The organism is Chitinophaga pinensis DSM 2588 (assembly GCF_000024005.1).
In the GTDB taxonomy this organism is placed as follows: domain Bacteria; phylum Bacteroidota; class Bacteroidia; order Chitinophagales; family Chitinophagaceae; genus Chitinophaga; species Chitinophaga pinensis.
The window spans coordinates 1730001-1755827 of sequence record NC_013132.1; the positions used below are offsets into that span (position 1 = coordinate 1730001).

Here is a 25827-nt window from a genome sequence, read left to right on the forward strand (position 1 = left end):
TTAAGTTGCGGAGCCGTAGCGAAAGCGAGTTCTAACAGAGCGTTTAAGTCAGTAGGGGTAGACGCGAAACTTTGTGATCTATCCATGGGCAGGTTGAAGGTTTGGTAACACAAACTGGAGGACCGAACTCATTAGCGTTGAAAAGCTATGGGATGACCTGTGGATAGGGGTGAAAGGCCAATCAAACTGAGAGATAGCTCGTTCTCCCCGAAATGTTTTTAGGAACAGCCTCGTATATAGAGTTATCATAGAGGTAGAGCTACTAATTGGGCTAGGGGGCTTCACCGCCTACCAAACCCTAATAAACTCCGAATGCTATGATATATCTGCGGGAGTGAGGCTGTGGGCGCTAAGGTCCATGGCCGAGAGGGAAATAACCCAGATTAACAGCTAAGGTCCCTAATCGTATGTTAAGTTGAACAAACGAAGTTCAAATCCTATAACAGCCAGGATGTTGGCTTGGAAGCAGCCATTCATTTAAAGAGTGCGTAACAGCTCACTGGTCGAGGGTTTGAGCACGGAAAATAATCGGGCATCAAACATACAACCGAAGCTTTAGGATTCTACTTAGGTAGATATCGGTAGGGGAGCATTCTAAACTGCATTGAAGGTGTATCGCGAGATATGCTGGAGCGTTTAGAAAAGAAAATGTAGGCATAAGTAACGATAAAATAGGTGAAAAACCTATTCGCCGTAAGACTAAGGGTTCCTGATCAACGCTAATCGGATCAGGGTTAGTCGGGTCCTTAGGCAAAGCCGAGAGGCGTAGCTGATGGCAAACTGGTGAATATTCCAGTACCTGCTATAATTTCGATGGGGTAACGGAGTAGTGAAAGGACTGCGCACTTACGGAATAGTGCGTTAAAGGGAGTAGTTATATTTTGTGTAGGAAAATCCGCATGAGATGATGAACCCGATAGTACAGCAAAGCTTCGGCCGCGCTGATAATGTCCCTAATCAGACTTCCAAGAAAAACCTCTAAGGTTAGGTTATAGCAGCCCGTACCGTAAACCGACACAGGTAGTCGAGGAGAGTATCCTCAGGCGCTCGAGTGATCCGTGGTAAAGGAACTAGGCAAATTGACGCTGTAACTTCGGGATAAGGCGTACCGCAGTGATGCGGTCTCAGTAAAATGGTCCAACCAACTGTTTAACAAAAACACAGGGCCCTGCAAAATCGAAAGATGACGTATAGAGCCTGATACCTGCCCGGTGCTGGAAGGTTAAGGAAGGATGTTCGGGGTAACCCAAAGCTTCTGACTGAAGCCCCAGTAAACGGCGGCCGTAACTATAACGGTCCTAAGGTAGCGAAATTCCTTGTCGGGTAAGTTCCGACCTGCACGAATGGTCTAATGAGTTGGACACTGTCTCTACCACGAGCTCGGTGAAATTGTAGTATCGGTGAAGATGCCGGTTAATCGCAACGGGACGGAAAGACCCCGTGAACCTTCACTACAACTTAACATTGATTTTGAACAACAGATGTGTAGGATAGTTGGGAGACTATGAAGCAGCTTCGCCAGGAGTTGTGGAGTCAACGTTGAAATACCAACCTTCTGTTGTTTAGAGTCTAACTCGGCAACGAGGACATTGTTTGGTGGGTAGTTTGACTGGGGTGGTCGCCTCCTAAAAAGTAACGGAGGCTCGCAAAGGTACCCTCAGTACGGTTGGTAATCGTACGCAGAGCGCATTAGTAAAAGGGTGCTTGACTGTGAGGCCGACAAGCCGAGCAGGAGCGAAAGCTGGCTAAAGTGATCCGGTGGTTCTGTATGGAAGGGCCATCGCTCAAAGGATAAAAGGTACTCCGGGGATAACAGGCTGATCTCCCCCAAGAGCTCATATCGACGGGGAGGTTTGGCACCTCGATGTCGGTTCGTCACATCCTGGGGCTGGAGAAGGTCCCAAGGGTTCGGCTGTTCGCCGATTAAAGTGGCACGTGAACTGGGTTCAGAACGTCGCAAGACAGTTCGGTCCCTATCTGTTGTGATCGTTAGTAAATTGCGGGGACATGACCTTAGTACGAGAGGACCGGGTCGTACGTACCGCTGGTGTATCAGTTGTGCCGCCAGGTGCAGTGCTGAGTAGCTATGTACGGAAAGGATAAACGCTGAAAGCATCTAAGCGTGAAACCTACCTCAAGATGAGTTTACTTTTAAGGGCCGTCGGAGACTACGACGTTGATAGGCTACAGGTGTAAGGGTGGTAACATCGAAGCCGAGTAGTACTAATTGCCCGTAAGCTTTAATTTTATTTTTTTGTGATACTATTACAATTTCCCAATATGTTACCTTATTGGTCTTCTGTCAGGATAACGCTGCAATAGTGCTGACTGAAAGACGAGATCATACTAAAGATCTTATGGTGGTTTTGCCAAGGGTGTTCACCTCTTCCCATTCCGAACAGAGAAGTTAAGCCCCTTATGGCCGATGGTACTGCACAACCATGCGGGAGAGTAGGTAGCTGCCATATTTATTGAGAAAGCTCCGGACGAAAGTCTTGGAGCTTTTTTATTTTATACCTGTTTGTAAGTTTGTTACCTCTTTTTTTTTCTGAAATCATCATACCAGTGTGCAATATTGATCGATGCACCCATACCAAAAGCAACTGGCTGAAAATATTCATTGAACTCATATCCACCGTAAGTATCATCATTTAGCAACAGCGAAAACATCAGCTGCATCTGAAACTTCACGTACTTATAGCCTACACGGAATGTAAATGCAGGTTCGTAAAAGGGCAGCGTCTTCGTACCGATACTCATATAATTTATCATCCGGTCGGGTTCATTTTCAAATGCCTTCGGACCGGCATAAAGACTATAGAACTTCAGGATTGAAAAGCGGGATGTAAAAGCTGCTTCAATAATCGGGTGTGAAAAGCCTATGCCTGGCTGAATGAAAAATTTATTGAAATGAGAGCGTAAGAGGTAATCATTGCGGATGGCATCAGGGGTATTTTCATAGCCCTTTTCAAGCGTTTTAAATGAGCCATTGCCATAACCTCCATACACATCAAAGACCATTCGCTTTTTAGGATCCAGTGGCTTAAAAAAGCCCACAGCGCCCTCTAATACACCTCCCCTGGTATTATCATCTACAAAGAGATCTTCTCCATCTGAGTCCTCAATATTGATGTTATAGTCATAAACATATTGACCATTTGCCATTACAGCAATGTTATCGCTTACAGCAAATGCCGCCTGGAAATTGGTAGGAGAAACGCTTCCCTTGAATTCATGTTTTTCCTTCAGCAGGGGCTCATTGACAGTATTAGGAACGTAAATATGGCTGTTGCACGAAGAGACGATCAATAGCAAACTGCAACATGCAGTGGCAGGCAGGTTGAAATAGTTTCGCATAACGTAGTGGGTTTAAGCGGTGACTGTTTACTCGCTGGATTCCCTTTCAATCAATTCAACAGGAAATACAAAGTGCTTGGTGATCTTCATGGTGTCGCCATAATTGATCAGTTTAACAATAGTATCTACTGCTTTCTGGCCCATCTTATATCCGGATTGTTCGATAGTAGTAAGTGCAGGGGTAATGATTCTTGAAGACTGGTCATTGGAATATCCTACTACCTTGATCTGTTTGGGAATATCGACGCGTTGTCTTTTGGCTTCCTGGATAAATGCTACTGCTGATGTATCGTTCGCAGCAAACAATCCGTCAGGTCGTTCTGTGGCAGCTAATAATTCCTGTGAAGCCGTAGTGGCAGCCTCCGATGTCAGGTTATGAACATAGAGAAGTTGTTCATCAAAAGGTATATCATATTTTTCCAGCGCCGTTTTATAGCCGCTTAGACGCTGCTGATAAAGATTACAGCTAAGTATACCTGAGAACAATGCAATGCGTTTACAACCTTGTCTGATCAGATGTTCTGTAGCCAGAAAGCCTCCTTTGAAGTCATCTCCGGTAATGGTATAACCAGGAAATTCTGTGGGAACGCGGTCATAGAAAACCAGTGGAATATTGTTCTTTATGAATGGAGTAAAATGTTCATAGTGTGTTGTGTACATAGAAGATACAGCGAGTAATCCATCTACACGAAGAGAAAAAAATGTATTGACAAGTTCTTTCTCCATTTCAACAGTATCATCAGACTGGCCAATCACAATACTAAAGCCATATTTATGTGCTTCGTGCTGGATACCGCTGATGGCTGTACTCTGGAAATACATGGAAGTACGTGGTACAATAAGGCCCAGAATGTTGGAGCGGTTCTTACGCAGACTGGATGCGATCCAGTTAGGTACATAACCCATTTCGGTGGCCGTCTGGCGTACCTTGTCTCTGGTTTCCTGGTTGATCAGCTTATTGTTCTGCAATGCTCTCGATACCGTGGAAGCAGATAGGTTCAGCACTCTGGCAATGTCGTAGATAGTAATCTTAGTACTTCGTTCTTTCACATTCTTGAGGTTCAGTATATAAATATAGCGATATATTGAGCAACTTTTATAACAAGCAACAGCATTATTTTCATAGCGTTAAATATTAGCACTATAAAAGCAGAAAGGCTCCCATGTAGGAGCCTTTCTGCTTTTATAGTAATGTAGCATCATTTAGGTTCGAGAGCCTGGCTGATTCTTTCAGCAAGATCGCTCAGATGATAACGGCTCAGTGGATCCTGTATAGTTGCAGCTGCGGCACGGATATCGGTACGCAGAGATACAAGATGTGCACGTGCAATACTGCTCACATCTGATTTTGTCGGATCTGCGGGTGCAGGGCCGAACATGATAATCATACCACCCATGGAAGACTGGTCTTTAGAAGCCAGCAGCTGAATAACATGATCAACATATGATTTCTGCAGGTTACGACGGAATACGTCGATATTCTTTCTGCTGTATACTTCGCTGAAGATGCCTTTTTTAACATCATTCAGGAATGCAGTAGCCTGGTAACTGCCAGCGCCGTCATTCGCTTCATTGTTGATCAGTTTTACGAGTGTATTAGCACTCAGTATGCGATCTAATACAGGGGTCTGACGCGCGCCGACAATAGTGGTTGCGTTGTTGCCTGTACGCGATAAGATGTCCTTATCAAGTAACCATTTAGGTGTGGTGAATACCTGATCGTTCAGGAACTGAACAGCTTCCAGCTGTATAACTTTTGGCACTGCTTCATATACGCCGCCTTCCTGCTCTACTGTTTTCGGTGTTTCATATATACCACCAATGTTTTTGGCGACATGTCCGAGATAACGACCAAACTGTGTATTCACTTCGCGATAGAGTTCAGTAAGATTGCCATAACCTTCATTCTCTTCTTTCGTCCAGGTCAGGAGGTTAGGCATAATACGCTGCAGGTTTTTGATACCATATATACCCGATTTCATTGCATTATCACCAAGATCTTCATTCTGTGATCTTGGATCATCAGGGTTCATTTCTGTACCAAACCAATATTTCTTCTCCTTCAGTTTTTCAACTGTCCATTTATTAAGTACTGCTTTTTCTGCATCTGCTGTAGCTGCATCAGGGATCAGTTTATAGCCCCATTCAATAGCCCATTTATCATAGAAGTTGATACGAGGGTAAAGATCAGCGCCGGAGATACCATCTTCTGGTTGTGCTACATAGTTGAAACGGGCATAGTCCATAATAGACGCTGCAAAACCATTTTCTTTAGTCCATGCTTTATCCCTTAACTTCTCAGTAGGATAGGTTGAGCTGGAACCGAAGTTGTGACGGAGGCCTAGTGTGTGACCTACTTCATGAGAGGATACGAATCTGATCAGTTCTCCCATCAGTTGGTCGTCAAACTGCATTTTACGTGCACGGGCATCGTTGGGCGCACACTGTATAAAGTACCAGTTACGCAGTAAACGCATCACGTTGTGATACCAGTTGATATGGCTTTCCATGATCTCGCCGGAACGGGGATCGTGAATATGAGGACCACTCGCGTTAGGAATATCGGAAGGTTTGTAAACGATCGCTGAGAAGCGAGCGTCTTCCAGGCTCCAGGTAGAATCTTCTTCACGCGTAGGCGCTACTTTAGCAACAACTGCATTTTTGAAACCTGCTTTTTCAAAAGCTGCCTGCCAGTCATTTACACCTTGAATTAAGTATGGTACCCATTTTTTAGGCGTAGCCGGATCTATATAAAATATGATTGGCTTTAGGGGTTCCACGAGTTCCCCGCGTTTATATCTCTCGAGATCTTCAGGCTTAGGCTCCAGTCTCCAGCGGGTAACCATGGAGAGGCGTTTAACGCCTTGTGGATCCAGGTCAAAATCAGTTACAGAAGTGGTAAAGTAACCCACACGTGGATCAAAGTACCGGGCTTTCATCGGTACCGCTGGCAGCAGAATCATAGATGAGTTCAGCTCCAGTGTGGCGTTTCCACCCTGTACAGGCATACCTGGACCAGGCTGGCCACCAGATTTGGAATAAGTCTTTACTGTTTTGATCTCTGTATTGATAGGATAAGATTTGACATCTACTATATATGACTTATCCTGCTGAACGGCGCCCAGTTTGAACATGCCTTTCACGCGGGAGTCAAAGAAGAAGATATCGTTATCACCCTGGATATATTCAGTAAGATCGATAATAGTACTTTTTCCTTTTTCAGAGAAAGCCTTGATATCAAACGCAGCTGCAATGGGTTGTATGTTGGAATTCATTACAGCGTTAAACATTGGCTGACTGGAATCTCTGGAGATTTCAGAATAGGAAATGTTCTTCAGGAAAATGCGGTTATTGGGTCCTTTTTCAAACCGGATCACGTTTTCACCGATTTCGTCTCCGCTGTATCCCATCATTGCAGCGCGCAGGCCTGCGGCTGATTTTGAAATACGGTTTACGACGAGAATATCTCTTCCAAGGAGGGAGTCAGCTATTTCAAAAAATACTTTGTCATCCTGCTTATAGATATTGAACAGACCGGAATCTGCTACAGCAGCGGATGTAATGACTTCGCTGAATTTTTTGGGAGCTGTTTTTGGACCGCTTTTAGCGGGCATAGGCGGACGTGCAGTCGAATCTTTAGCGGGAATAGGTTCCTGTTGGGTCTTCTTTCGCTTTTGTGCTATCGACATAGTGTTGATACTCAGTATCAACAGAAGCGTACCAGCTGTTGTGGCGACGGTACGGATGGTGTTTTTCTTCATTTGCGTTTATTAAAAAAGGTCGGTTTAAACGAGATTTTGGCAGGTAGTGTTGAAAATACACATATTAAGCAGTAACTTATCGGAGAATTCCATGAACGTTTAAAATGTTACAGGAATGGAGATCGGGGGAATAAGCAGATACCAGGGGTAAAAAATAATAGCGGTGTGTTTATGAATAAATTTGTTGATATGGTATCTTTTATGCTTATATTACAGAGTGAATGAAATGCTGCAATGGCTCTATTACAAACGTTTTTCAGCGGACAATGAAGGTTTTGTTCCACGTTAGAAAGGGGAAAACGGACATGTAACAAGCAGTGATTGTTTGGCGTTATAAGTAATGCAGAGAAAGTTAAAAACGACCCAAAGTGCGGATGGTGGCGGTTAAGAAGAGAAAAATGTCGCAGAAAATTTCTGTTGGAACATTTAAAAAATTTCTTAAATTGTGCGTCCAACTTTGAAAAAAATCAATAAATTTCAGGTTACAAGGATATTAATCATAAGGGGTGTAGCCCAATCTTTGATACAGGTTACAATTGACACATAAAGTGTATGCTCAATAAACAAGTGAATGGAAGGCCGTCTGATGGCGGCTTTCGGTGGCAGCGTTAAATTTTGTGAGTTTTTGAGAGCTGCACTTGTTTTTTTGGGTCAACCGTATAACTTTGCGAATCACGTATTTACATTGCAGAAATAACAAAAAACAATAGTTTAATCTTTAACACTAAAATTCAATCAACATGGCTGAGACTAAAACAACTGTGACTGCAGGTTCTGCCAAAGCAACTTCTCATCAACCTAAAAAGTCATCCAATGTATTCGCATTGCTGGCTGTGCCTATCTGTATCGTTATAGGTGTTCTCTTCTACATCTTTGTATTAGGTAGTCCTGATAACTTCCAGGGAGGTATAAAAGGTCCGAACGCGCATCCAGTTGAAGAAGGTATCGGAAAATGGTTCGCAACAGTTTATCAGGGTGGTGCTATTGTACCTATTCTTATTTCTGTATTACTGATCTGTGTTACTTTCGTAATTGAGCGTTTCCTGTATATCAACAAAGCTAAAGGTAAGTTTAGCGGTGCTGATCTGGTAAGAAGAGTTCAGTTCCACCTGGCTAACAAAAACGTAGACGCAGCGCTGGCTGAGTGCGACAAACAGAAAGGTTCTGTAGGTAACGTAATGAAAGCTGGTCTGAAGAAGTACAAAGAAATGATCACTAACACTGAGCTGGATACTGAGCAGAAGATCCTGACTATCAAAAACGAGATCGAAGAAACAACCGCTCTTGAACTGCCAATGATGGAAAAGAACCTGGTGTTCCTGTCCACTATCGCTTCAGTAGCTACCCTGCTTGGTCTGTTCGGTACAGTATTGGGTATGATCAAATCCTTCTCTGCGATGTCCGCAGGTGGTGCTCCAGATTCTGCTAAACTGGCGTTAGGTATCTCCGAGGCGTTGATCAATACCGCTCTGGGTATCGGTACTTCCGCTATCGCGATCATCATGTATAACTTCTTTACTACCAATATCGATGGCATCACTTATGCAATCGACGAGTCTGGTTTCACTTTGACTCAGAGCTTCGCAGCTAACCACAAATAATTTTTAGATTATTTGTGTGGAAATCGCGCAGTTTTGAATCTATATAAAGTAAACTAAAAAAGGAGTAAAGATGCCTAAAGTTAAAATGCCCAGGAAGAGCACGCTGGTTGATATGACCGCGATGTGTGATGTGGCTTTCTTGCTGCTCACTTTCTTCATGCTGGCTACCAAATTTAAACCGGACGAGCCGGTAACTGTGGTAACTCCGTCTTCCATCAATACTAAACTGCTGCCAGATTCTGATGTAATCATGCTGACAGTTGATAAGGACGGTAAAATATTCTTCAGCATGGACGGCCAGCCTAAAAGGCAGCAGCTGATCAATGATCTGGACCAACAGTATAAGCTCGGTCTGAACGAAAAGGAAAAGAATAACTTTATCATTGGCTCCAGCATCGGTACGGATATTAAAAGCCTGAAGACTTACCTCGACATGAAACCTGAAGAGCGTAAGAAAGCTGGTCTTGAAAAAGGTATCCCTTCTGACTCTGCCAATAATGAAGTTGCTGTATGGATCGAGTATGCAAGATCTGCACAAGGTGGAAACCCTAAGCTGCAGTATTGTATCAAAGCCGACAATGGTACCCCTTATCCTGTAATTAAGGACATACTGGATACCTTCAAGGAGAAAAAGATTCAGAAGCTGAACCTGGTTACGAACCTGGAAGCTGCTCCTGCAGGATCTGCAGCAGCTATAGCTCGTGCCGAAGGAAAGTCCGACGAATAAAACAGATTTCAAGTAAACGGCAGGCAGCACCGAGGTGCTGAGTTGCTATTGAAAACTAAAAAAAAGAGCTACTATGGCAGAAATGGATACCAGCAGTAGTGGTGGGAAAGGTAAACACCAGGGTACGAAATCCAAGAAGCAGTCTACACGCGTAGACATGACTCCAATGGTGGATCTCGGCTTTCTGCTAATCACTTTCTTCATGTTGACTACGACTATGAGCAAGCCCAAAACAATGGACTTGATCATGCCGAAAGATACTAAGGATGAGAAAGAGCAGAACAAGGTAAAAGAAAGTACTGCACTCACTATACTGCTTGGAAAAAAAGATCGCGTATACTACTACGAAGGTCTGGCACAGGATCCGAATGCTTCGGCAAATCCTGAATTTTTCAAAGCAACTACGTTTGCTAATACTGGCGGCATCAGAGATGTAATTATCAAAAAGCGTGATGAGGTTGCTCAATTAAGGAACTCAAAGGGAGAGCCTGAAGATGTAGTGATTATCATTAAAGCTGATAATGATGCTACATACAAGGACTTCGTTGACATTCTGGACGAAATGGCCATTAACCGCATTCAACGTTATGCTACAGTTGACATCAGCGATCAGGATAAAACCTGGATCCAGCAGACGGAAACAGCTAACGGCGGTGGCTCCAAGTAATTTAGAAACAATTTCTTTGTATCCATCCTTAAAATTTAAACAATGGATTCCGCTAAAGTCTTAAAGTCCGATTTTCTGGATATCCTGTTTGAGAACAGGAATAAGGAATATGGGGCTTATGACCTCAGAAGACAATACGACAAAAGGGTACGTAACGCCGTTATCGGTAGTGCTGCACTGATGTTGGTTGTAATCGCAGGTTATGCAATCAGTAATTATATCAACAAATTAGAACGGGAGAATCCTGATAGGAAACCTGTTATAGAGCAGATCAAAATGGAGGACGTGAAGATTCCGGATGATCCGAAAACTCCACCTCCGCCTCCACCGCCACCTGCTCCACCGCCACCGGTGAAACCATCCGTACAATTCACTCCTCCCGTAATCAAGAAGGATGAAGAAGTACCAGAAGATGAAGTACCGCCTAAAATCAAGGAAATTGAGAATAAGGCAATCAGTACTAAAACTGTAGAAGGTGATCCTAACGGTATCGATCCGGGATTACTGGAAGATAGTAAAGGTACTGGTGTGGTAGAAGCTCCTCCTCCTCCTCCAAAAGAAGAGATCTTCACCTTCGTAGAACAGCCGCCTACCTTCCCTGGTGGTGAGGAAGCGCTGGCTAAGTTCCTGAGCAAAAACATCCACTATCCTCGCGTTGCGCAGGAAAATGCGATCTCAGGTACTGTGTTCGTACAGTTCGTAGTAGACTCAGAAGGTAACATCAAAGATGTGAAAACTGTAGGTGCTGCGAAAGGTGGTGGTCTGGAAGAAGAAGCAATCCGTGTGGTAAAAATAATGCCTAAATGGAAAGCTGGTAAACAGAACGGCCGTCAGGTATCTGTACAGTTCAACCTGCCTATCCGCTTTACGCTGCAAGAGTAGCAGAGAGCTAAGGATATTTATCTTAAAACCCGGTCCAGGCATAGCCAGGACCGGGTTTTTCTATTTATTGGTATATTGCTGCCTGAATTGTGAAAAATTATGTTAGGGAATAATCTTACAGGATACGACGATACAATAGTAGCCCTGGCTACAGCGCCAGGCATAGGAGCAATAGCAGTGATCCGCCTCAATGGTACAAAAGCTATTGACATCTGTAACTCCCTGTTCCCCGCCAAAGATCTCCACCAGCAAGCTGGTCATACCCTTCACTTTGGATCTATCGTCGACCGTGGACGCACCATCGATGAAGTCGTAGTCAGTCTGTATAAAGCCCCCCGCTCTTACACCGGTGAAGAGATCGTGGAAATCTCCTGTCACGGTTCCCCCTACATCCAGCAACAGATTATAGACGCCTGCATCCATGCCGGCGCACGTATGGCGAAGCCTGGAGAATATACCCTGCGCGCCTTCCTGAACGGCAAACTGGACCTTACCCAGGCAGAATCCGTAGCAGATCTGATCGCAAGTAACTCTGCTGCCAGTCACCAGACGGCCATGCAGCAAATGAGGGGCGGCTTTTCCAAAGAATTATACTCCCTCCGGGAACAACTGATCAGTTTCTCTGCACTGATAGAACTGGAACTCGACTTCAGTCAGGAAGACGTAGAATTTGCCGACCGCACGCAACTATATCGCCTTATTAATGAAGCCAACGAAGTTGTTCAACATCTGGTGGACTCCTTCCGTATGGGAAACGTCATCAAAAACGGTGTTAATACCGCTATCGTGGGTAAACCCAACGCAGGTAAATCCACTTTGCTGAATACCCTGCTGAACGAAAATAGGGCCATCGTAAGCGATATTGCCGGCACTACTCGTGATACCATTGAGGAGGTATTAAATATTCAGGGTGTCCTGTTCAGGCTTATCGATACTGCAGGTATCCGTGAAAGCGCAGATGTGATTGAGAGCATCGGTGTACAGAAGACAATGGAAAAGATCAGGGAAGCAGGTGTCGTACTTTACCTTTTTGATGTAAATGAAACATCGCTTTCAGAACTACAGGCCCAGGTGGATACATTCGTCAATGAAGGTATCAACTATCTGCTGATCGGCAACAAGACCGATATTAACGGTCTGGCTGCTATGCAGGAGAAATTTGCCACCGTTGAAGGGATCCTGTATATATCCGCTAAACAGCATGAACATATACAGGAATTAAAAGATCGCCTCGTACAAAAAGTAATGAGCGGCGATATCAATACAGAAGATACGATCGTTACAAATGCCCGGCACTATGCAGCCTTACAGGAAGTATTAAAAGCATTGCAGGATGTCAGGTTCGGATTGGATAGCCAGTTACCGGGTGATTTGTTGTCACTGGATATCAGAAGATGCCTGCATTATCTCGGAGAGATAACAGGACAGATCACCAATGAAGACCAGCTCGATTTTATATTCAGTAAGTTCTGTATAGGAAAATAAACCTCAGCTTATCATCAGATGAAATAACTATAAGGTGGAGCTGTCGACAAACAACTCCACCTTCATACAAGCTCAAAACATACCTATCCTCCCTCCAAACGTACCTTCACTTTTCCACTACAATCAATCTTCATAGCCTGCGGAGAAAATGCCACCTTCGGTATTTTGAAATGCAAAAGGCAGAAAGACAGTGTACGCGTCATTATCCACGATCACGTTTGTATATTCAAAGTAGGTAATGCCATACGCATACCAGCAAATACGCCGCATCATTTCGAATGCCTGGAAGAAGGGATAATACATCCTGATTTCTTTACACCAAGGCGGGTGGGCCGGATAAAAGGGACATACAATTATTTCAAAGACCCCGCAAGTGAACATAAACAACCTGTATTTGTACCTGAGACACCTTTAAACATACCACCCGCTACTCCTCATTTCGCCTCACTTTTGTACCGTAAAACAAGTACTCATGAAAACATATATCATCACCCATATAAGCATCCTCACGGTATTGCTGGCGGCCTGTGTTAACCAACCTAAGCAGCAATCCACGACAAAAGATACAACGCAAACAATCAGCGCAACGCCCGTAGTACTGGAACAGGTATTTGCTGATAGTACTTATCAGCTTACCGGTGTTGCCGTTTCTGCTGATGGCAGATTATTCACCAACTACCCCTATTGGCTGGATAAACATAGCTATTCAGTTGTGGAAGTAAAGGAAGGAAAGCCTGTGCCATATCCGGATGCAGCCTGGAATAGCTTTAAAAAAGGTGACGATGGAGCGCATAAATTTGTGTGTGTACAAGCAGTGGTAGCTGATGAAAAAGGGTATCTCTGGGTAGTGGACGCTGCTGGTATCGGACTGGGACCCGTGTACCAACACAGCAATAAAGTTGTAAAGATTAACCTCGCTACGAATAAAGTAGAACGCATTTATCATTTCCCGGATAGCGTCACTGCAAGTGACAGTTATATCAATGATATCCGGGTAGATAATGCTAACGGATTTGCATATATGACCAGCTCTTCAAACGGCGGCATTGTTGTCCTGAATACCAACACGGGGCAGTCTCGTTTTGTATTACATAACTCACCTTCTGTTTTGTCTGATACTACTTATCATTTCACGATGGATGGCAGAGAATTAACTAAAACGGATGGCAGCATTCCTAAGATCAACTCTGATGGTATCGCATTGTCTCCTGATAAAGCCTGGTTATACTATAAGCCACTCACGGATAACAGACTGTACCGCATTAATACTGTATTACTTCGTGACTTTTCCATACCGGCACAGAAGATGAATAACAGCGTGGAAGATCTCGGTAAATTTATCACCACAGATGGTATGGAATTCGATAAGAATGGTAACCTCTACCTCGGAGATCTGGAGAGAAGCAGTATTGTGAAAATTACACCCGACTTAAAGATGCATACCCTCGCAACTGATACAGTAAAGCTTTCCTGGCCGGATAGTTACAGTATTTCAGCGGATGGGTACCTGTATATTTCCGCCTCACAGATAGCAAGGATGCCATGGTTCAACAACAACCAGCATCGCACAGTATATCCATATAAGATTTTCAAACTGAAACTGTAAGCCAATAGCATATGAAAAGGATAATATTCGCCTTGTTTTTTGTAGTAATATTCATCACTGCTGCAAAGGCACAATTGGAAAAGGTAGCTACTGCTGACATGATCTGGAATGGCGTCACCGTCACTGCCGATAAACGCATCTTCGTTTGTTTCCCACGCCTGGAAGGCGATAAAGGCATCCGCATAGGAGAGGTATTGACTGATGGAAAGATTATACCATACCCTGATGCTGCCTGGAATAACTGGCAAATAGGGAAAGCCACCTCGCAAAAATTTGTCAGAACTAATTCTCTTCGTATCGGACCTGATGGATTACTCTGGATAGTCGATACAGGTACACCCTCAATGGGAGCAGCTCCTTTGCCGGATAGCGCCGCTAAGCTCGTTGCCATTGATACCAGGACAAACCGTGTAGTACGTATTATTCCATTAGCAGGAGTATCTTCAAAAGCTACATTCATAGATGATCTGCGTATGATAGGCAATACTATTTACCTTACGGACGCAGGAGATCCCGCCCTGATTGTAATGGATAAGATGAGCGGACAGGGTAGGAGGGTATTGGAACATCATCCTTCTACAACAGCTGAAAAAGCAATATGGGCAGCTGGACATATCATGAAAGATGAAAGTGGACAACAAGTACACATTCATGCCGATCAGCTCGAAATCTCTCCGGGCGGAAAGTGGCTCTATTTTCAAGCAGCCAGCGGTCCTTTGTGGAGAGTGGAAACCAGATTTCTCAATAGTCCCTATCCGTCTGAAAAAGAATTGAAAAGTCATGTAACACTATTTTATCAGACGCTATCAACCGGAGGAACTGCAATAGATGCGACCGGCAATATCTATGTCAGTGATGTGAATAAACAACAGATTACTCGCATTTCTCCGGAAGGGAAATCACAGGTGATTGTACAAGACAAACGCTTAAGCTGGTGTGACGCATTGTGGATTGATGAAGAAGGCTATCTCTGGATGCCAACTGGACAATTACATTTGCTCGCGCCATTTCAACAAGGTGTGAGCAAAATAAAACTCCCTGTTGTGATCTACAAAATGAAAATTAACGCAAAACCTTTCTCTAGCTGAAGATCTTAGCATATTTATATGAGGTTACAGGGGGTGCATCCTGTAACCTTTTTTTATTGGGACATCCCGATCATACCTGCTTACATAAGTATATTTATCCGCCATAATAAACTAATTCAACTTTCCGTTGTTTAAATGGTATAATCAGCATGTTACATTTATATCTGGGAATCTATGTCGGAGAGACAAGTAACACATGAACGGAATCCCACACCTACATCGGAAACTCGCATTTCAAATCCACTGGACCTACGTTCTCTGCAGGAACTCATCCATGAAAAAGCGTTGCTCTACCCCGATAAGTCCGCCTTGCGCTTCAGGGATCATGTAATAACATATCATAAATTAAATAATTCTGCAAACCAATTTGCCAGACTGCTGGCGGACTATGGCATTCGCAAGGGTACTATAGTAGGGCTTGCTGTAGATCGTTCTCCGGAGATGCTCTACTGTATGTTGGCTATTGTAAAGGCTGGGGCAACTTATCTGCCGCTGGACCCTGAGTATCCACAGGCAAGGATTGAATTTATGTTACAGGATGCAGCAGCTGCTTACCTGATTACATCTGAGAAATATAGTGGCAGGTTTCAGACAGCGGCAAAGGAGATATTAATGGAAGATCTGCTGAGGCAGGCGCCACAATACGATGTATCACCACCTGATGCAGCAATCACGATGCAGGACGTGGTGTATGTATTGTACACATCAGGCTCTACAGGACAACCCAAAGGTGTACAGATCACACAGTTGGGACTGGTTAATTTCCTGATTGGTATGTTGAAAGAACCAGGTCTTGATCAACATGATAAAGTGCTTGCGCTGACGACTATTTCTTTTGATATATCCGGTCTTGAATTATATCTGCCATTACTCGTTGGCGCCGAAGTCGTCCTCACGGATGTACAGACATCCAGGGATACCCGTCATCTCATGGAGATCGTCAGACAGCAAGGTATAACCGTCATGCAGGCTACACCGGCTACCTGGAGAATGATGCTGGAATCTGCCTGGGATGATCGCCTGCCATTAAAAGCCTTAATAGGTGGAGAAGCCCTGTCTAAAAAACTGGCGGAAAGACTGCTGGAAAAATGTGATAGTCTCTGGAACATGTATGGTCCTACAGAGACTACTGTGTGGGCTACACTAAAAAAGATCAATATAGACGATGAGATTATTACTGTCGGCCGGCCGATAGAGAACATGTTCGCTTACATCCTGGACAACCAGCTTAGGAGAGTGCCGGACGGTACCGTGGGAGAAATATTCATCGGTGGTGTGGGCGTCGGGGTTGGCTACCTGAACAGGCCGGCTTTGAATGAAGAACGTTTTATGCCGGATCCTTTTTCGCCTTTACCTGGCGCCCGTATGTACAAGACGGGCGATCTTGGAAGGATTGTGAACGGTGGAGAAATCCAGTGTCTTGGGAGAATGGATCACCAGGTAAAGATCAGGGGATACCGTATTGAGTTGGGAGAGGTGGAACATGCCCTGGGTAAACAGACTGGTATCAAAGATGTGGTCGTATTGCCCAAAGATGAAAGACTCATCGCTTATGTCGTTCAGGAGAATGGTACACTTCCTAATTTCTCTGCCTGGCAACAGGCGCTGAAAACGTCATTACCGGAGTATATGGTCCCAAGCAACTTCGTCCTGTTGCCCAGATTCCCGCTATCACCAAACGGAAAGGTAGACAGGAATGCGTTGGAGGCCATGGGACAGGAGATAGAGAAAGCTAACCGTGTATACACAGCGCCCCGTACTGAACAGGAGAAGTTGATTGCAAAGATCTGGGAGGATTATCTCTATGTGGAGAAAGTTGGTATAAAAGACGATTTCTTCGAATTAGGCGGAACCTCCATCGTTGCTATGCAGATCATGGCCCGCATAGAAAAGGAGACTGGCAAGAGGCTCCCGCTGGCCAGCCTTTTCACTGCTAACACTGTTGAGAAGTTAGCCACCGAGATGGAACTGGATGATCAATCTATTTCCTGGGATCTGCTCGTCCCTGTTAAACCTACTGGAACCAAACCGCCTATATTTATCGTGAACGGCCTGGATATGAATGTCCTGCTGTTCAACAATATCGCCCGTAATATGGAGCCTGACCAACCGGTATATGGTTTTCAGCCCCGCGGACTCAACGGTGTTGATGAACCCTTCGAAACACTGGAAGATATGGCGGCGGAGTATATTGCTGCATTACTCGAAAGAGATTTTCCTGATGGCTATGCACTGGCAGGATACTCTTACGGTGGGGTGGTAGCTTATGAAATGAGCCGGCAATTACAGGCGATGGGAAAGAAAGTAAAAATGCTGGCCATGTTTGATACTTATGCTTACAACAAAGGCCACTTTGAAACGGGCGTACCTAAGTACATCCGTAAGATTAAACGTCAGTTCCCCAAGTTCCTTTTTATCACACAATCTTTAATCCGGCATCCCAAAGAAACGCTGGATTATCAGCAGGCATTTTTTGTACGGAAATACAATGAGATCGCTGTCTATATCGGATTGCAAAGACCGCCTGAATCTGATCGGGCGGAAGATAAGATCAATGAGAAATACGAAGCGGCTTACCGTAAGTACCATATGCAGACGTCTGACGCATGTGCTATTGACCTGTTCCGTGTGGATACCCGTCTTTATTATCTGGATGATCCGCTTTACCTTGGATGGAAGCCATATGCTTTGAAAGGGATCAATGTGCATGACGTAAAAGGGGATCACAAAACATTTCTCATGCCGCCTAATGATAAAGATTTCGCTATCTTGCTGCAACAATTGGTAGATGAGCGAATGAAAGCCTGATGCCAGTTTCAAAAACTGATGACCTAAATGAAAAATCGTATCCTATCGTGCTCCTTAGCACTGCCGTTCCTGTTGTTAAGTATACACAGCTCCGCACAGGACAACAATACCAGACAAAAAGTAAATGAAATTGCTGCTACCGCCCGTGGACATGTGGGTGTGGCGATGATGTCCCTGGAAAACGGAGACACCATGACGCTCAACGGAAATGATCACTTCCCGATGCAGAGCGTATTTAAAGTACCCCTGGCCATCGCTGTACTGGATCAGGTAGATAAAGGTAAACTGTCACTTGACCAGGTGATTCATATCACGAAGAAAGAATTACTGCCTTTTACGTGGAGCCCGATAAGAGAAAAATATCCGGAAGGAACAGACCTGAAGCTGAGAGAAGTATTGGCTTATACCGTATCGCAGAGTGATAACAACGGTTGTGATATTTTATTTAACCTCGTAGGTGGTACCGCTTACGTTGAACAATATATCCATGGCCTGGGTGTTGATAGCATGGCTATCAAGGCGAATGAAGAAAGAATGGCATCTGCATGGAAAGTACAATATACCAACTGGAGCTCACCACTGGCTACATTGCAATTACTGAAAGGTATCCATACCGGAAAATACCTGTCTAAAGCCAGCAATGACTTCCTGTTGAAGATCATGAAAGAAACGACTACTGGTCCTAAGAGACTGAGAGGCATGTTGCCTGCAGACGCGGTAGTTGCACATAAAACAGGTTCTTCTGATACAAAAGACGGTTTAACTGCTGCTACCAATGATGCCGGTATTGTTACATTACCTGACGGATCACATTTAGCGATCGTTGTTTTTGTCAGCGATACTAAGGTGAATGAAGCGATCAGAGAAGGTGTGATCGCCAGGATTACCCGCCTTTTCTGGGACGCTGCTAACTAAGTTGCTGTTGCTTTAGCATCGCTAACCTGGATTCGTAGTATTTACTCAGAAAATGATAGATCACCAGCTCATGTTTCCGTTGATTGGATGATAACATCCTGTTCAGGAACATGTGAATATAACTGGATAATAAGTCGTCCCATGTGCGAACAGCCACTTTCTGTATGGCGGCTCGTATATGGGACGATCTCTTTTCCAGCAATTGAATAGCTTCTTCAATCTCATTCTCCGCATCCTGCAGCGGATCTAGGAAACTACTGATCTGCCGCATATGTTTCCGGTAACCGGCATTTAATTGCGTCTGTAAAGGCTGACCCGCCCCGAATTCCCGGAAGAAATACTGCTGTAATCTTTTCAGATAGGTTGATTTACGGGCTAGTGTATATCCGAAATCATCCATCAGCATATCTACACCACGTATTGCCAGCAACCAGCGGAAATGCTCTCCTTCTTCTCCTTCCAGCAGGTCTATACAACCCAGTACCGCCTCACTGTCATAAGCGAATAGATGTTCACTGACAACCATTGTGGTGGCGCCATATCGTTCCAGTTCCCTTGCATAGGTATCTGTCTGTATCCTGTGAATAAGTCCCGGATCTATTGCAGCCGCTAATCGTTCCTGTAATTCAGCCAATACAATTGTCCAGAAATCTTTACGCGTCGCATGATGAAAGCGCACCCTGATATGATCTTCGGGATCGGTGTAGCGAATGAAAAACCATTGCTCAATAATGTCGTTTGCTTCCAGTTGTTCTACCAGGGGTTTAATAACAGTTGTCAGTATTTTCTCAGCAGTATTGATGCCGGCATAGATCTTCACATACAGCCACTCACTACCGGGTGGAAAATGTCTTTGTAGCTGGTCCGTTGTCTGTTCCCGTGTAACGGTGGCCGCTTGTACCGTATTGCTTTTAAAAGGAAGGATGATCTCATTGGTAAAGCGCCCCGCATCCCCCAGTACCCAGCATTGCTCAGGCGTTTGTAATACCTCCTGTAATGTCAGTTGTTCCCTTTTTAGCAAGGTGGTCACCATCAGATGTACACAGGATGCATTTTCAAGGTCAATAAACAGCTCATTGTCCCCGTCGGCTATACTTATGTGCCTGGGAAGTTTTAAGGCTTCTTTGATGGCTGAAAATGCCTTGAAGTGCATCTGTACAGTGGCATTCTTTTGCAATGAAGGATGATCTTTACTGTAGATAAGCCAGGTACATTTCTGCAGTACGATATGTTTATACCGTACCCTGGGCAGAAACGGCGCTTCTACCGGCAATTGCCATTGCCACCCGGTAGCATGTCGTAACTGCTGGAACTGTAAATCACAGAGGAATTTGTACATCGGTAAACTGCCCTTCATGAAATTATGGGCCGAACTTAGTCTTGGAATAACTCTTTTATTAAACCGCTTTGAGCGCAAGATAATCTGCTCATTTTGTACACTCACCAGCAGGTCCGTTACAGGGATCTGTTTTTCTTCCGGTACGCTTCCATTTCCCAGATAGACAATTTCATAATCCCGCAGCTGTGGTCTTAACAGGATGTTGCCCGTCCTGGCCTCCGGTAAGTGGATAATCTCTGCATAAATCACATCAGGTTGTTGACCAGCTTCTTCATCCAGACACTCTCTTACAAGCTCTTTTAATGCCGCATCACCATGGCAGAAACGCCCCAGCAGATTTCCTGCCGACGGGCCGCCACAAGATGTGAAGTCAAAGAGATAATCGCCTTTATCCATGGTAGCACCGCTCTCACTCACAATACTCCCCATCATATAGAAACTATCAGGGATAGGAATAGTAGATGTTGTGGATAGATAATCGATATCCTCGTCTGTCAATACTACTTCCGATTGTTGCGCCTGCAAACAGGCCATATATCGTTTTAACTGGAACTCCCGCATATTATTCCAGGGGATTGTATCCGCTGTCCCTGTAGTTTTGGTCACCACCTCTTCCAGTAACGGAGCATAAGCCGCATAATGACTGGTATAAGCGCCATAACCAATACCGGCCTCTGTATCCAGCGCAAGCGCCAGGGGGACTTCCTGCTCTTCATAACGCTGACTGAAGGCTTTGGAGAAATGTAACAGGTCAGGTTGTTTATTGGCGACGGACAGTTTCCACAACACTTCCATCTGTGCCTGTATATCATCGATAACGCCATTGCTGATCGTATTGTCAGTAGTAGCCAGGAAAAGATCTGTCTGTACCAGGTCTTTATTCTTTGTTTCCGGTAATAGCTGCTTAACCAGCGCATGTGTATGCAGATACTTTTCTATGCCTGACTGTGAGACAGTCAGCTGCTCCCGGATAGCACATAATAACTCATATATAGGGCGTATATTTTCCAGTCTGCTTAATTTATCTATCAGTACATGAAAGAATTCTTCCCCGGTAATAGTCGGTTCCAGTTCACTGATTAATATTTGACTGTCAATCAGTTCGTCGATAAATACACGAAACTCTTCCTCCGTGATATCATCATCTGTAATGTGTTGATATAACGCCTTCCTGGTAGCACCCTTTGCTGCCAGTGTCAGTACGCCCTCCAGATAAACCGAATGATTGATGGCTGTCAGATCATATTGACGGAATTTATTCTTTACTGTAAAGGCCGCATAACGATAAGTATCCCCTGTCCGGTAAATGGAATTATTCGGGAAATAGCGCAATTGCTCCTGTACAGCCGGTATCCGGGCAATTGTCTCTGCCAGTTCTGCCACATAATTCATATCCAGGCGACAATGCTGTTTATGTGCCTGTACGGGTTGGATATACACATTGGTAGCTGACCCGGTATAGCCGGTACTACAGCCGGCAAACAATCCATAAGGGGTGCAACGGGTACTCATTCTTAACAGGTAACGAAAGAGCGATAAAACCAGCTTTTCCTGATCTTTTTCACTCATAACCTGTCCTTCCTGCCATTTCCTCAGTTCGCTGCTCAGCTCAGGAGAAGCAATGTAGATGGCCTCCGCTAGATAAGGGGTCGTAAATACCTGTTTTATTTCCTCAGCCAGCGCTTCATAGGGCAGCTGTAAAAAGCGGGTTAAAAATTCTACCGGCATCAGCGGAGCCCTGAGCAGGTAGAAGCCTTTATTAGTTATCATAGTGTTCCGGATACAAACAATAAGTTACTTTTTATCTGTCTGTGACAGCCCCCCTTAAAAGGTGATATTTGAACAACTCGAAAAAAAATACAGAAAATCCCCCTTTCCAGTGATAAGGCCGAGCGGCCTTTATCCTTATCTTTAAGAGTAATGAAACCCGAACCCTCATTGCCCACAATAAACCTGACTGCTAAAGAACAGTATTCATTTCTTAATATTTAAACCACTTGTTAACTATGAAAAAAGCGTCAAGCCGGAAGCTGAACCTTGGCAAGATCAAGATCGCCAGACTAAGCACAACAAAGCAGGAAGTTGCCAATCAGCAAGCTAATGCGCCAACTTACACTGGTTGCAGCCTGTTTAAATGTCCTCCTCCTCCGGATGCCAGAAATTAAGTACAGCAGTTTATTCAAAATCTAAAACCGCATTCTTATGAAAAAGAAAGTTGAAAAGAAACTCGATCTCGGTAAGATCAAATTAGCCAGTCTGAACCGTGAAAAACAGGACGCTATGAATGGTGCAGCTTTTGCTCCCACCACTACCGTGCTTTCCTTTAAAGTGTGTACAGACGATATTAGCCAGGGCGCGCCAATTTGCAGCGTAGACTCCTGCCGTTTCTAATTGTATGGTCATGGTGCGGCGGTGTAGTAACGCAAACCGCACCATGATTTATTGTGATTTGTGATGACCGTATATGGACTATAAGAAAAGTGCCGGGAAGATCTTACAGGATATCAGCAGTTCGCTTGACAGTTTTACAGAAAAGGATGCTACTCCCGGTTTATTAGGGGGCTATACAGGCGCAGCTTTATTCTATGCTTACTATTATCAGCTGACAGAGAAAGAAGAACACCTGAACAAAATACATCAGCTGCTGGAACGTGCGTTGCATGATCTGGCGGCTACTGCATTGCCATTCTCCCATTGTAACGGTATTGCCGGAATGGTATGGTGCATACAACATCTCATAAAAGCAGGCTTTGCAGGCGAAGATGAACTGGAAGATATCTTTGAAGAAGTAGATGAAGTGCTCGGTAAAGAAATGCTCTCCGCTTTACAACAGCGGGAGTATGACTTCCTTCACCAGGGTCTCGGTATTGCCCTGTATTTTCTTGAAAGGAACCATTACACTGCTGCTGAAAAATGGTTGCCTGCACTTGTGGATAACCTGCAATCCACCGCTATTGAAACACCTGCAGGGATTACCTGGAAGGATCAGCTGACCGGACTGTCCGATCAGCCGGCAGGATCACGTTCATTCAACCTGGGACTGGCCCACGGTGTACCTGCTATCATCGCTGTGCTGGGAATGATCCATCGTAAAGGGATCGCTGTTGCACAAACGGAAACGATGATCAGGAAAGGACTCAGCTGGCTCGAAGCCTGCCAGAACCAGCCCGGAGAAGAAAACACTTCCCTATACCCCGTACTGGTGGACCAGCACCATCAGGCACTTACCGGTAAACAAAGCCGTTTAGGCTGGTGCTACGGGGATCTGGGCATCGCCACAACGCTGCTGAATGCGGGTAACTGGCTGCAGGATGATTATTACACAGAAAGTGCGCTGCGTATCTTCCATCACACAATACGAAATAGAAATATACACAACAGCTTTGTACATGATGCTTGCCTATGCCACGGTAGTGCAGGTATTGCACATATTTACAGACGCGCCTGGCTGCAAACAAATGAGTCATTTCTACTCAATGGCGCAACAGATTGGTTACAACATACCTTACAGATGAATACACATAAGGAAGGCCCCGCGGGCTTCCGTTTTTTAGGTAAAGATGACTACGAGAACAGCTATGGCATCCTTGAAGGCGTAGCTGGTATAGGACTTTCACTCATTGCGGCTATCGATCCCGATACGGATCCTGCATGGGACCGGTGTATCTTGTTATGCTGATATTTTCCTTATATTACATATAAAGCCGGTTGCCTCTTGTAAAGTCGAATGTTACCCATTACTGTCCGCATTGGCATATTTTAAATGGATACACAATGATCCGCCTGTATTTCGTAAACAATCATCCCCTCATTCTTGAAGGCCTGCATTCATTTTTTGATGACGAAAATGATATACTGATCGCAGGACACACCCGGAGTGGCTATGGTTGTCTCAAATTCCTGATGCACAACAGCGTCGACATCATCATTATTGATACCTGTCTGCCTGATATAGACAGCGCAGCATTATGTGCCAATATCAGGATGGAATATCCAACCGTAATGGTATTGGTATTGAGCTTCCTGAAAGAAGAAAGATATATCGACCGGCTGTTGCAAAGCGGCGCAGGCGGTTACGTACTCAATACTGCGGATAAAGATGAACTGCTTTTTGCCGTTCATTCCGTTTATGCCGGTGGAGTCTATCTCTCCCCGGTAATCAAACAAGCTATGAGCAGCGAACGGGTTGGGCTACAAAAAAATTTCCCTCCTCTGACGAGAAGGGAAAAAGAAGTTTTAAGTCTGATATCTGAAGGAAATACAAATGCTGAAATTGCAGAAAAACTGTTTATCAGTGCAGATACTGTGAATAGTCACCGGAAAAAATTACTGGCCAAACTGGAAGTAAAAAATACTGCAATGCTGATCAAGTACGCTGTTGACAACAAACTGCTGGTCTGATCAGTTGCTTACAAAAGTGATCTTTTCTACCACAACGCCCAGTTTCTTCATCGCTGAGGCATCACTTTTCACTTTCTTATCGCCGGTTACCTGATCGTATAATTTAGGATCGCTGGAGTTATTGGCTTTGAACATAATGTTCACGCCTTTCCCTGCGAAGGCGCCACCTTCCCAGTCTGCTATTTCTCCACCGTTATCCCATTCAAAACCATTGATTCTGAAGTCACGGCCGTTCACCTTCACTACTTTATCCAGTGGGTCGCCTACCTTGATACCAAATGGCGGTTTCCATTTTGAGTTCTCTTTCGTGAAAGTAACACCGGTTTTAGTGCCTTCGAATGACACTTCCATCTCATTATCTGTATCCGGGAATATAAAATAGGCAGTACCTGCATCATTTCCCTGGAAATCCTGCGCTGAACGTGCCACCACATTGTCCTTTCCGTAAAGTGCATATAACTGCTCCGGTTCACGTGCTTTGAATACCGGTCTTACATCCCAGTTGAAGTTGTCTGCTGAAGCACTTACTGGTGTAGCAGGGGTACTTCCTGGTTCTGCAGGTACCGCGTTACCACTGGCAGTCGTCGTCGTGCTCGTTGCTGACTCGCTGGTAGTAGTAGCGGCCTCCGGAGAACTGCTGTTGCTATTATCAGCAAGTGCTGGTGTTGGCAACTGTAATGGCGGCAGATTAGCCGGAATAGCACCTGTTGTATAGAGTGTTGCTTTTTCTTCCAGGAGCGCCTTGTTTTCACCCTTGAACTTATTCACTGTGTAAGTCGCCAGCGGGAATACACTGTTGGTTTGCAGGTTCATCGCACGAAGATGGGCAATGAACTGTTGCCTGTTGGCATTACTGTACTGATACACAAATTTCAGGGAAGCATCCAGCGCAGCAGGATCTTTCACCAGTTCTGTCATTGTCTTATCAATATCCAGTCCGGCAGCCCCGCTTCTTGACATCTGTTCAGTCACAAAAACGATAAGTGAGTCATTCCTCACTTCATAACGTTTTGCAAACTTAGTGGCATAGTCTTCAGCGATCTTGTCCTCCAGTTTTGTCTGCGCTTGTATAGTAAGGGGTAAAGTGAATGCTAATATGGCAATGATGCGTTTCATGCATGGTCGTTTTAGTAACAGGAAATTGGCCTGGTAACAACCAGACTATTACCATTACTAAATTATAGAATAAT

19 protein-coding genes and 2 rRNA genes (1 of these 21 cut by a window edge) are annotated in these 25827 nt (G+C 44.6%); 15 read left to right on the forward strand and 6 right to left on the reverse strand.

Annotated features, from left to right (window positions below; genetic code table 11):
* Positions 1-2247: ribosomal RNA gene (locus tag CPIN_RS07140) — 23S ribosomal RNA — on the forward strand; it begins 633 nt to the left of the window's first position.
* Positions 2248-2356: 109 nt separating this feature from the next.
* Positions 2357-2468 (forward strand): 5S ribosomal RNA (rrf, locus tag CPIN_RS07145).
* Positions 2469-2532: 64 nt separating this feature from the next.
* Here rrf and CPIN_RS07150 read toward each other — a convergent pair.
* The 3 genes from CPIN_RS07150 to CPIN_RS07160 all read right to left on the reverse strand — a co-directional run bounded on the left by CPIN_RS07150 (position 2533) and on the right by CPIN_RS07160 (position 7118).
* On the reverse strand, positions 2533-3357 hold the full coding sequence (locus CPIN_RS07150; RefSeq protein ID WP_012789095.1) for a hypothetical protein: 825 nt from the start codon (positions 3355-3357) through the stop codon (positions 2533-2535).
* A 27-nt stretch (positions 3358-3384) separates the two neighbouring features.
* Positions 3385-4407, reverse strand: a complete 1023-nt coding sequence (locus CPIN_RS07155; protein WP_012789096.1) for a LacI family DNA-binding transcriptional regulator — start codon at positions 4405-4407, stop codon at positions 3385-3387.
* A 149-nt stretch (positions 4408-4556) separates the two neighbouring features.
* Positions 4557-7118, reverse strand: a complete 2562-nt coding sequence (locus tag CPIN_RS07160; protein ID WP_012789097.1) for a zinc-dependent metalloprotease — start codon at positions 7116-7118, stop codon at positions 4557-4559.
* 740 nt (positions 7119-7858) lie between these two features.
* Here CPIN_RS07160 and CPIN_RS07165 point away from each other — a divergent pair.
* The 5 genes from CPIN_RS07165 to mnmE all read left to right on the forward strand — a co-directional run bounded on the left by CPIN_RS07165 (position 7859) and on the right by mnmE (position 12480).
* The gene (locus CPIN_RS07165; protein WP_012789099.1) at positions 7859-8719 is read left to right on the forward strand and encodes a MotA/TolQ/ExbB proton channel family protein; all 861 of its coding nucleotides are present in this window, start codon (positions 7859-7861) and stop codon (positions 8717-8719) included.
* A gap of 70 nt (positions 8720-8789) precedes the next feature.
* Positions 8790-9446, forward strand: coding sequence for an ExbD/TolR family protein (locus tag CPIN_RS07170; RefSeq protein WP_012789100.1), 657 nt, complete (start codon positions 8790-8792; stop codon positions 9444-9446).
* A gap of 73 nt (positions 9447-9519) precedes the next feature.
* On the forward strand, positions 9520-10113 hold the full coding sequence (locus CPIN_RS07175) for an ExbD/TolR family protein (RefSeq protein ID WP_012789101.1): 594 nt from the start codon (positions 9520-9522) through the stop codon (positions 10111-10113).
* A 42-nt stretch (positions 10114-10155) separates the two neighbouring features.
* Positions 10156-10995, forward strand: a complete 840-nt coding sequence (locus tag CPIN_RS07180) for an energy transducer TonB (protein WP_012789102.1) — start codon at positions 10156-10158, stop codon at positions 10993-10995.
* A gap of 99 nt (positions 10996-11094) precedes the next feature.
* Positions 11095-12480, forward strand: a complete 1386-nt coding sequence (gene mnmE / locus CPIN_RS07185) for a tRNA uridine-5-carboxymethylaminomethyl(34) synthesis GTPase MnmE (RefSeq protein ID WP_012789103.1) — start codon at positions 11095-11097, stop codon at positions 12478-12480.
* Positions 12481-12603: 123 nt separating this feature from the next.
* Here mnmE and CPIN_RS07190 read toward each other — a convergent pair whose 3' ends face one another.
* Entirely contained in the window at positions 12604-12783 is a 180-nt protein-coding gene (locus tag CPIN_RS07190; protein ID WP_012789104.1) for a hypothetical protein, read from the reverse strand.
* Positions 12784-12952: 169 nt separating this feature from the next.
* On the opposite strand from CPIN_RS07190, the gene CPIN_RS07195 reads away from it, so the two are divergent.
* From CPIN_RS07195 to bla, 4 genes are all read left to right on the forward strand, one after another.
* Positions 12953-14086 (forward strand): L-dopachrome tautomerase-related protein, encoded by a 1134-nt coding sequence (locus CPIN_RS07195; RefSeq protein WP_012789105.1) that lies wholly within the window; start codon positions 12953-12955, stop codon positions 14084-14086.
* An 11-nt stretch (positions 14087-14097) separates the two neighbouring features.
* On the forward strand, positions 14098-15174 hold the full coding sequence (locus CPIN_RS07200) for an L-dopachrome tautomerase-related protein (protein WP_012789106.1): 1077 nt from the start codon (positions 14098-14100) through the stop codon (positions 15172-15174).
* Between the two features lie 174 nt (positions 15175-15348).
* On the forward strand, positions 15349-17982 hold the full coding sequence (locus CPIN_RS07205; RefSeq protein WP_012789107.1) for a non-ribosomal peptide synthetase: 2634 nt from the start codon (positions 15349-15351) through the stop codon (positions 17980-17982).
* A gap of 27 nt (positions 17983-18009) precedes the next feature.
* A complete protein-coding gene (gene bla / locus CPIN_RS07210) occupies positions 18010-18897 on the forward strand; it encodes a class A beta-lactamase, subclass A2 (protein WP_012789108.1) in 888 nt (295 codons plus the stop codon).
* Here the strand turns inward: bla and CPIN_RS07215 are convergent.
* Positions 18890-22006 (reverse strand): lantibiotic dehydratase, encoded by a 3117-nt coding sequence (locus CPIN_RS07215; RefSeq protein ID WP_012789109.1) that lies wholly within the window; start codon positions 22004-22006, stop codon positions 18890-18892. The genes bla and CPIN_RS07215 overlap by 8 nt on opposite strands.
* A gap of 236 nt (positions 22007-22242) precedes the next feature.
* Here CPIN_RS07215 and CPIN_RS38920 point away from each other — a divergent pair, with 236 nt between their 5' ends.
* The 4 genes from CPIN_RS38920 to CPIN_RS07230 all read left to right on the forward strand — a co-directional run bounded on the left by CPIN_RS38920 (position 22243) and on the right by CPIN_RS07230 (position 24637).
* Positions 22243-22401 carry a hypothetical protein gene (locus tag CPIN_RS38920; RefSeq protein ID WP_012789110.1) on the forward strand — a complete coding sequence of 53 codons (159 nt, stop codon included), beginning with the start codon at positions 22243-22245 and terminating at the stop codon, positions 22399-22401.
* Between the two features lie 37 nt (positions 22402-22438).
* Positions 22439-22627, forward strand: a complete 189-nt coding sequence (locus CPIN_RS07220; protein ID WP_012789111.1) for a hypothetical protein — start codon at positions 22439-22441, stop codon at positions 22625-22627.
* 73 nt (positions 22628-22700) lie between these two features.
* The gene (locus CPIN_RS07225) at positions 22701-23915 is read left to right on the forward strand and encodes a lanthionine synthetase C family protein (RefSeq protein WP_012789112.1); all 1215 of its coding nucleotides are present in this window, start codon (positions 22701-22703) and stop codon (positions 23913-23915) included.
* A 95-nt stretch (positions 23916-24010) separates the two neighbouring features.
* Positions 24011-24637: a LuxR C-terminal-related transcriptional regulator gene (locus CPIN_RS07230; RefSeq protein ID WP_012789113.1), complete on the forward strand. Its 627-nt coding sequence runs from the start codon at positions 24011-24013 to the stop codon at positions 24635-24637.
* On the opposite strand, the gene CPIN_RS07235 is transcribed toward CPIN_RS07230, so the two are convergent.
* The gene (locus tag CPIN_RS07235; protein ID WP_012789114.1) at positions 24638-25753 is read right to left on the reverse strand and encodes a hypothetical protein; all 1116 of its coding nucleotides are present in this window, start codon (positions 25751-25753) and stop codon (positions 24638-24640) included.
* Positions 25754-25827 lie beyond the last annotated feature (74 nt).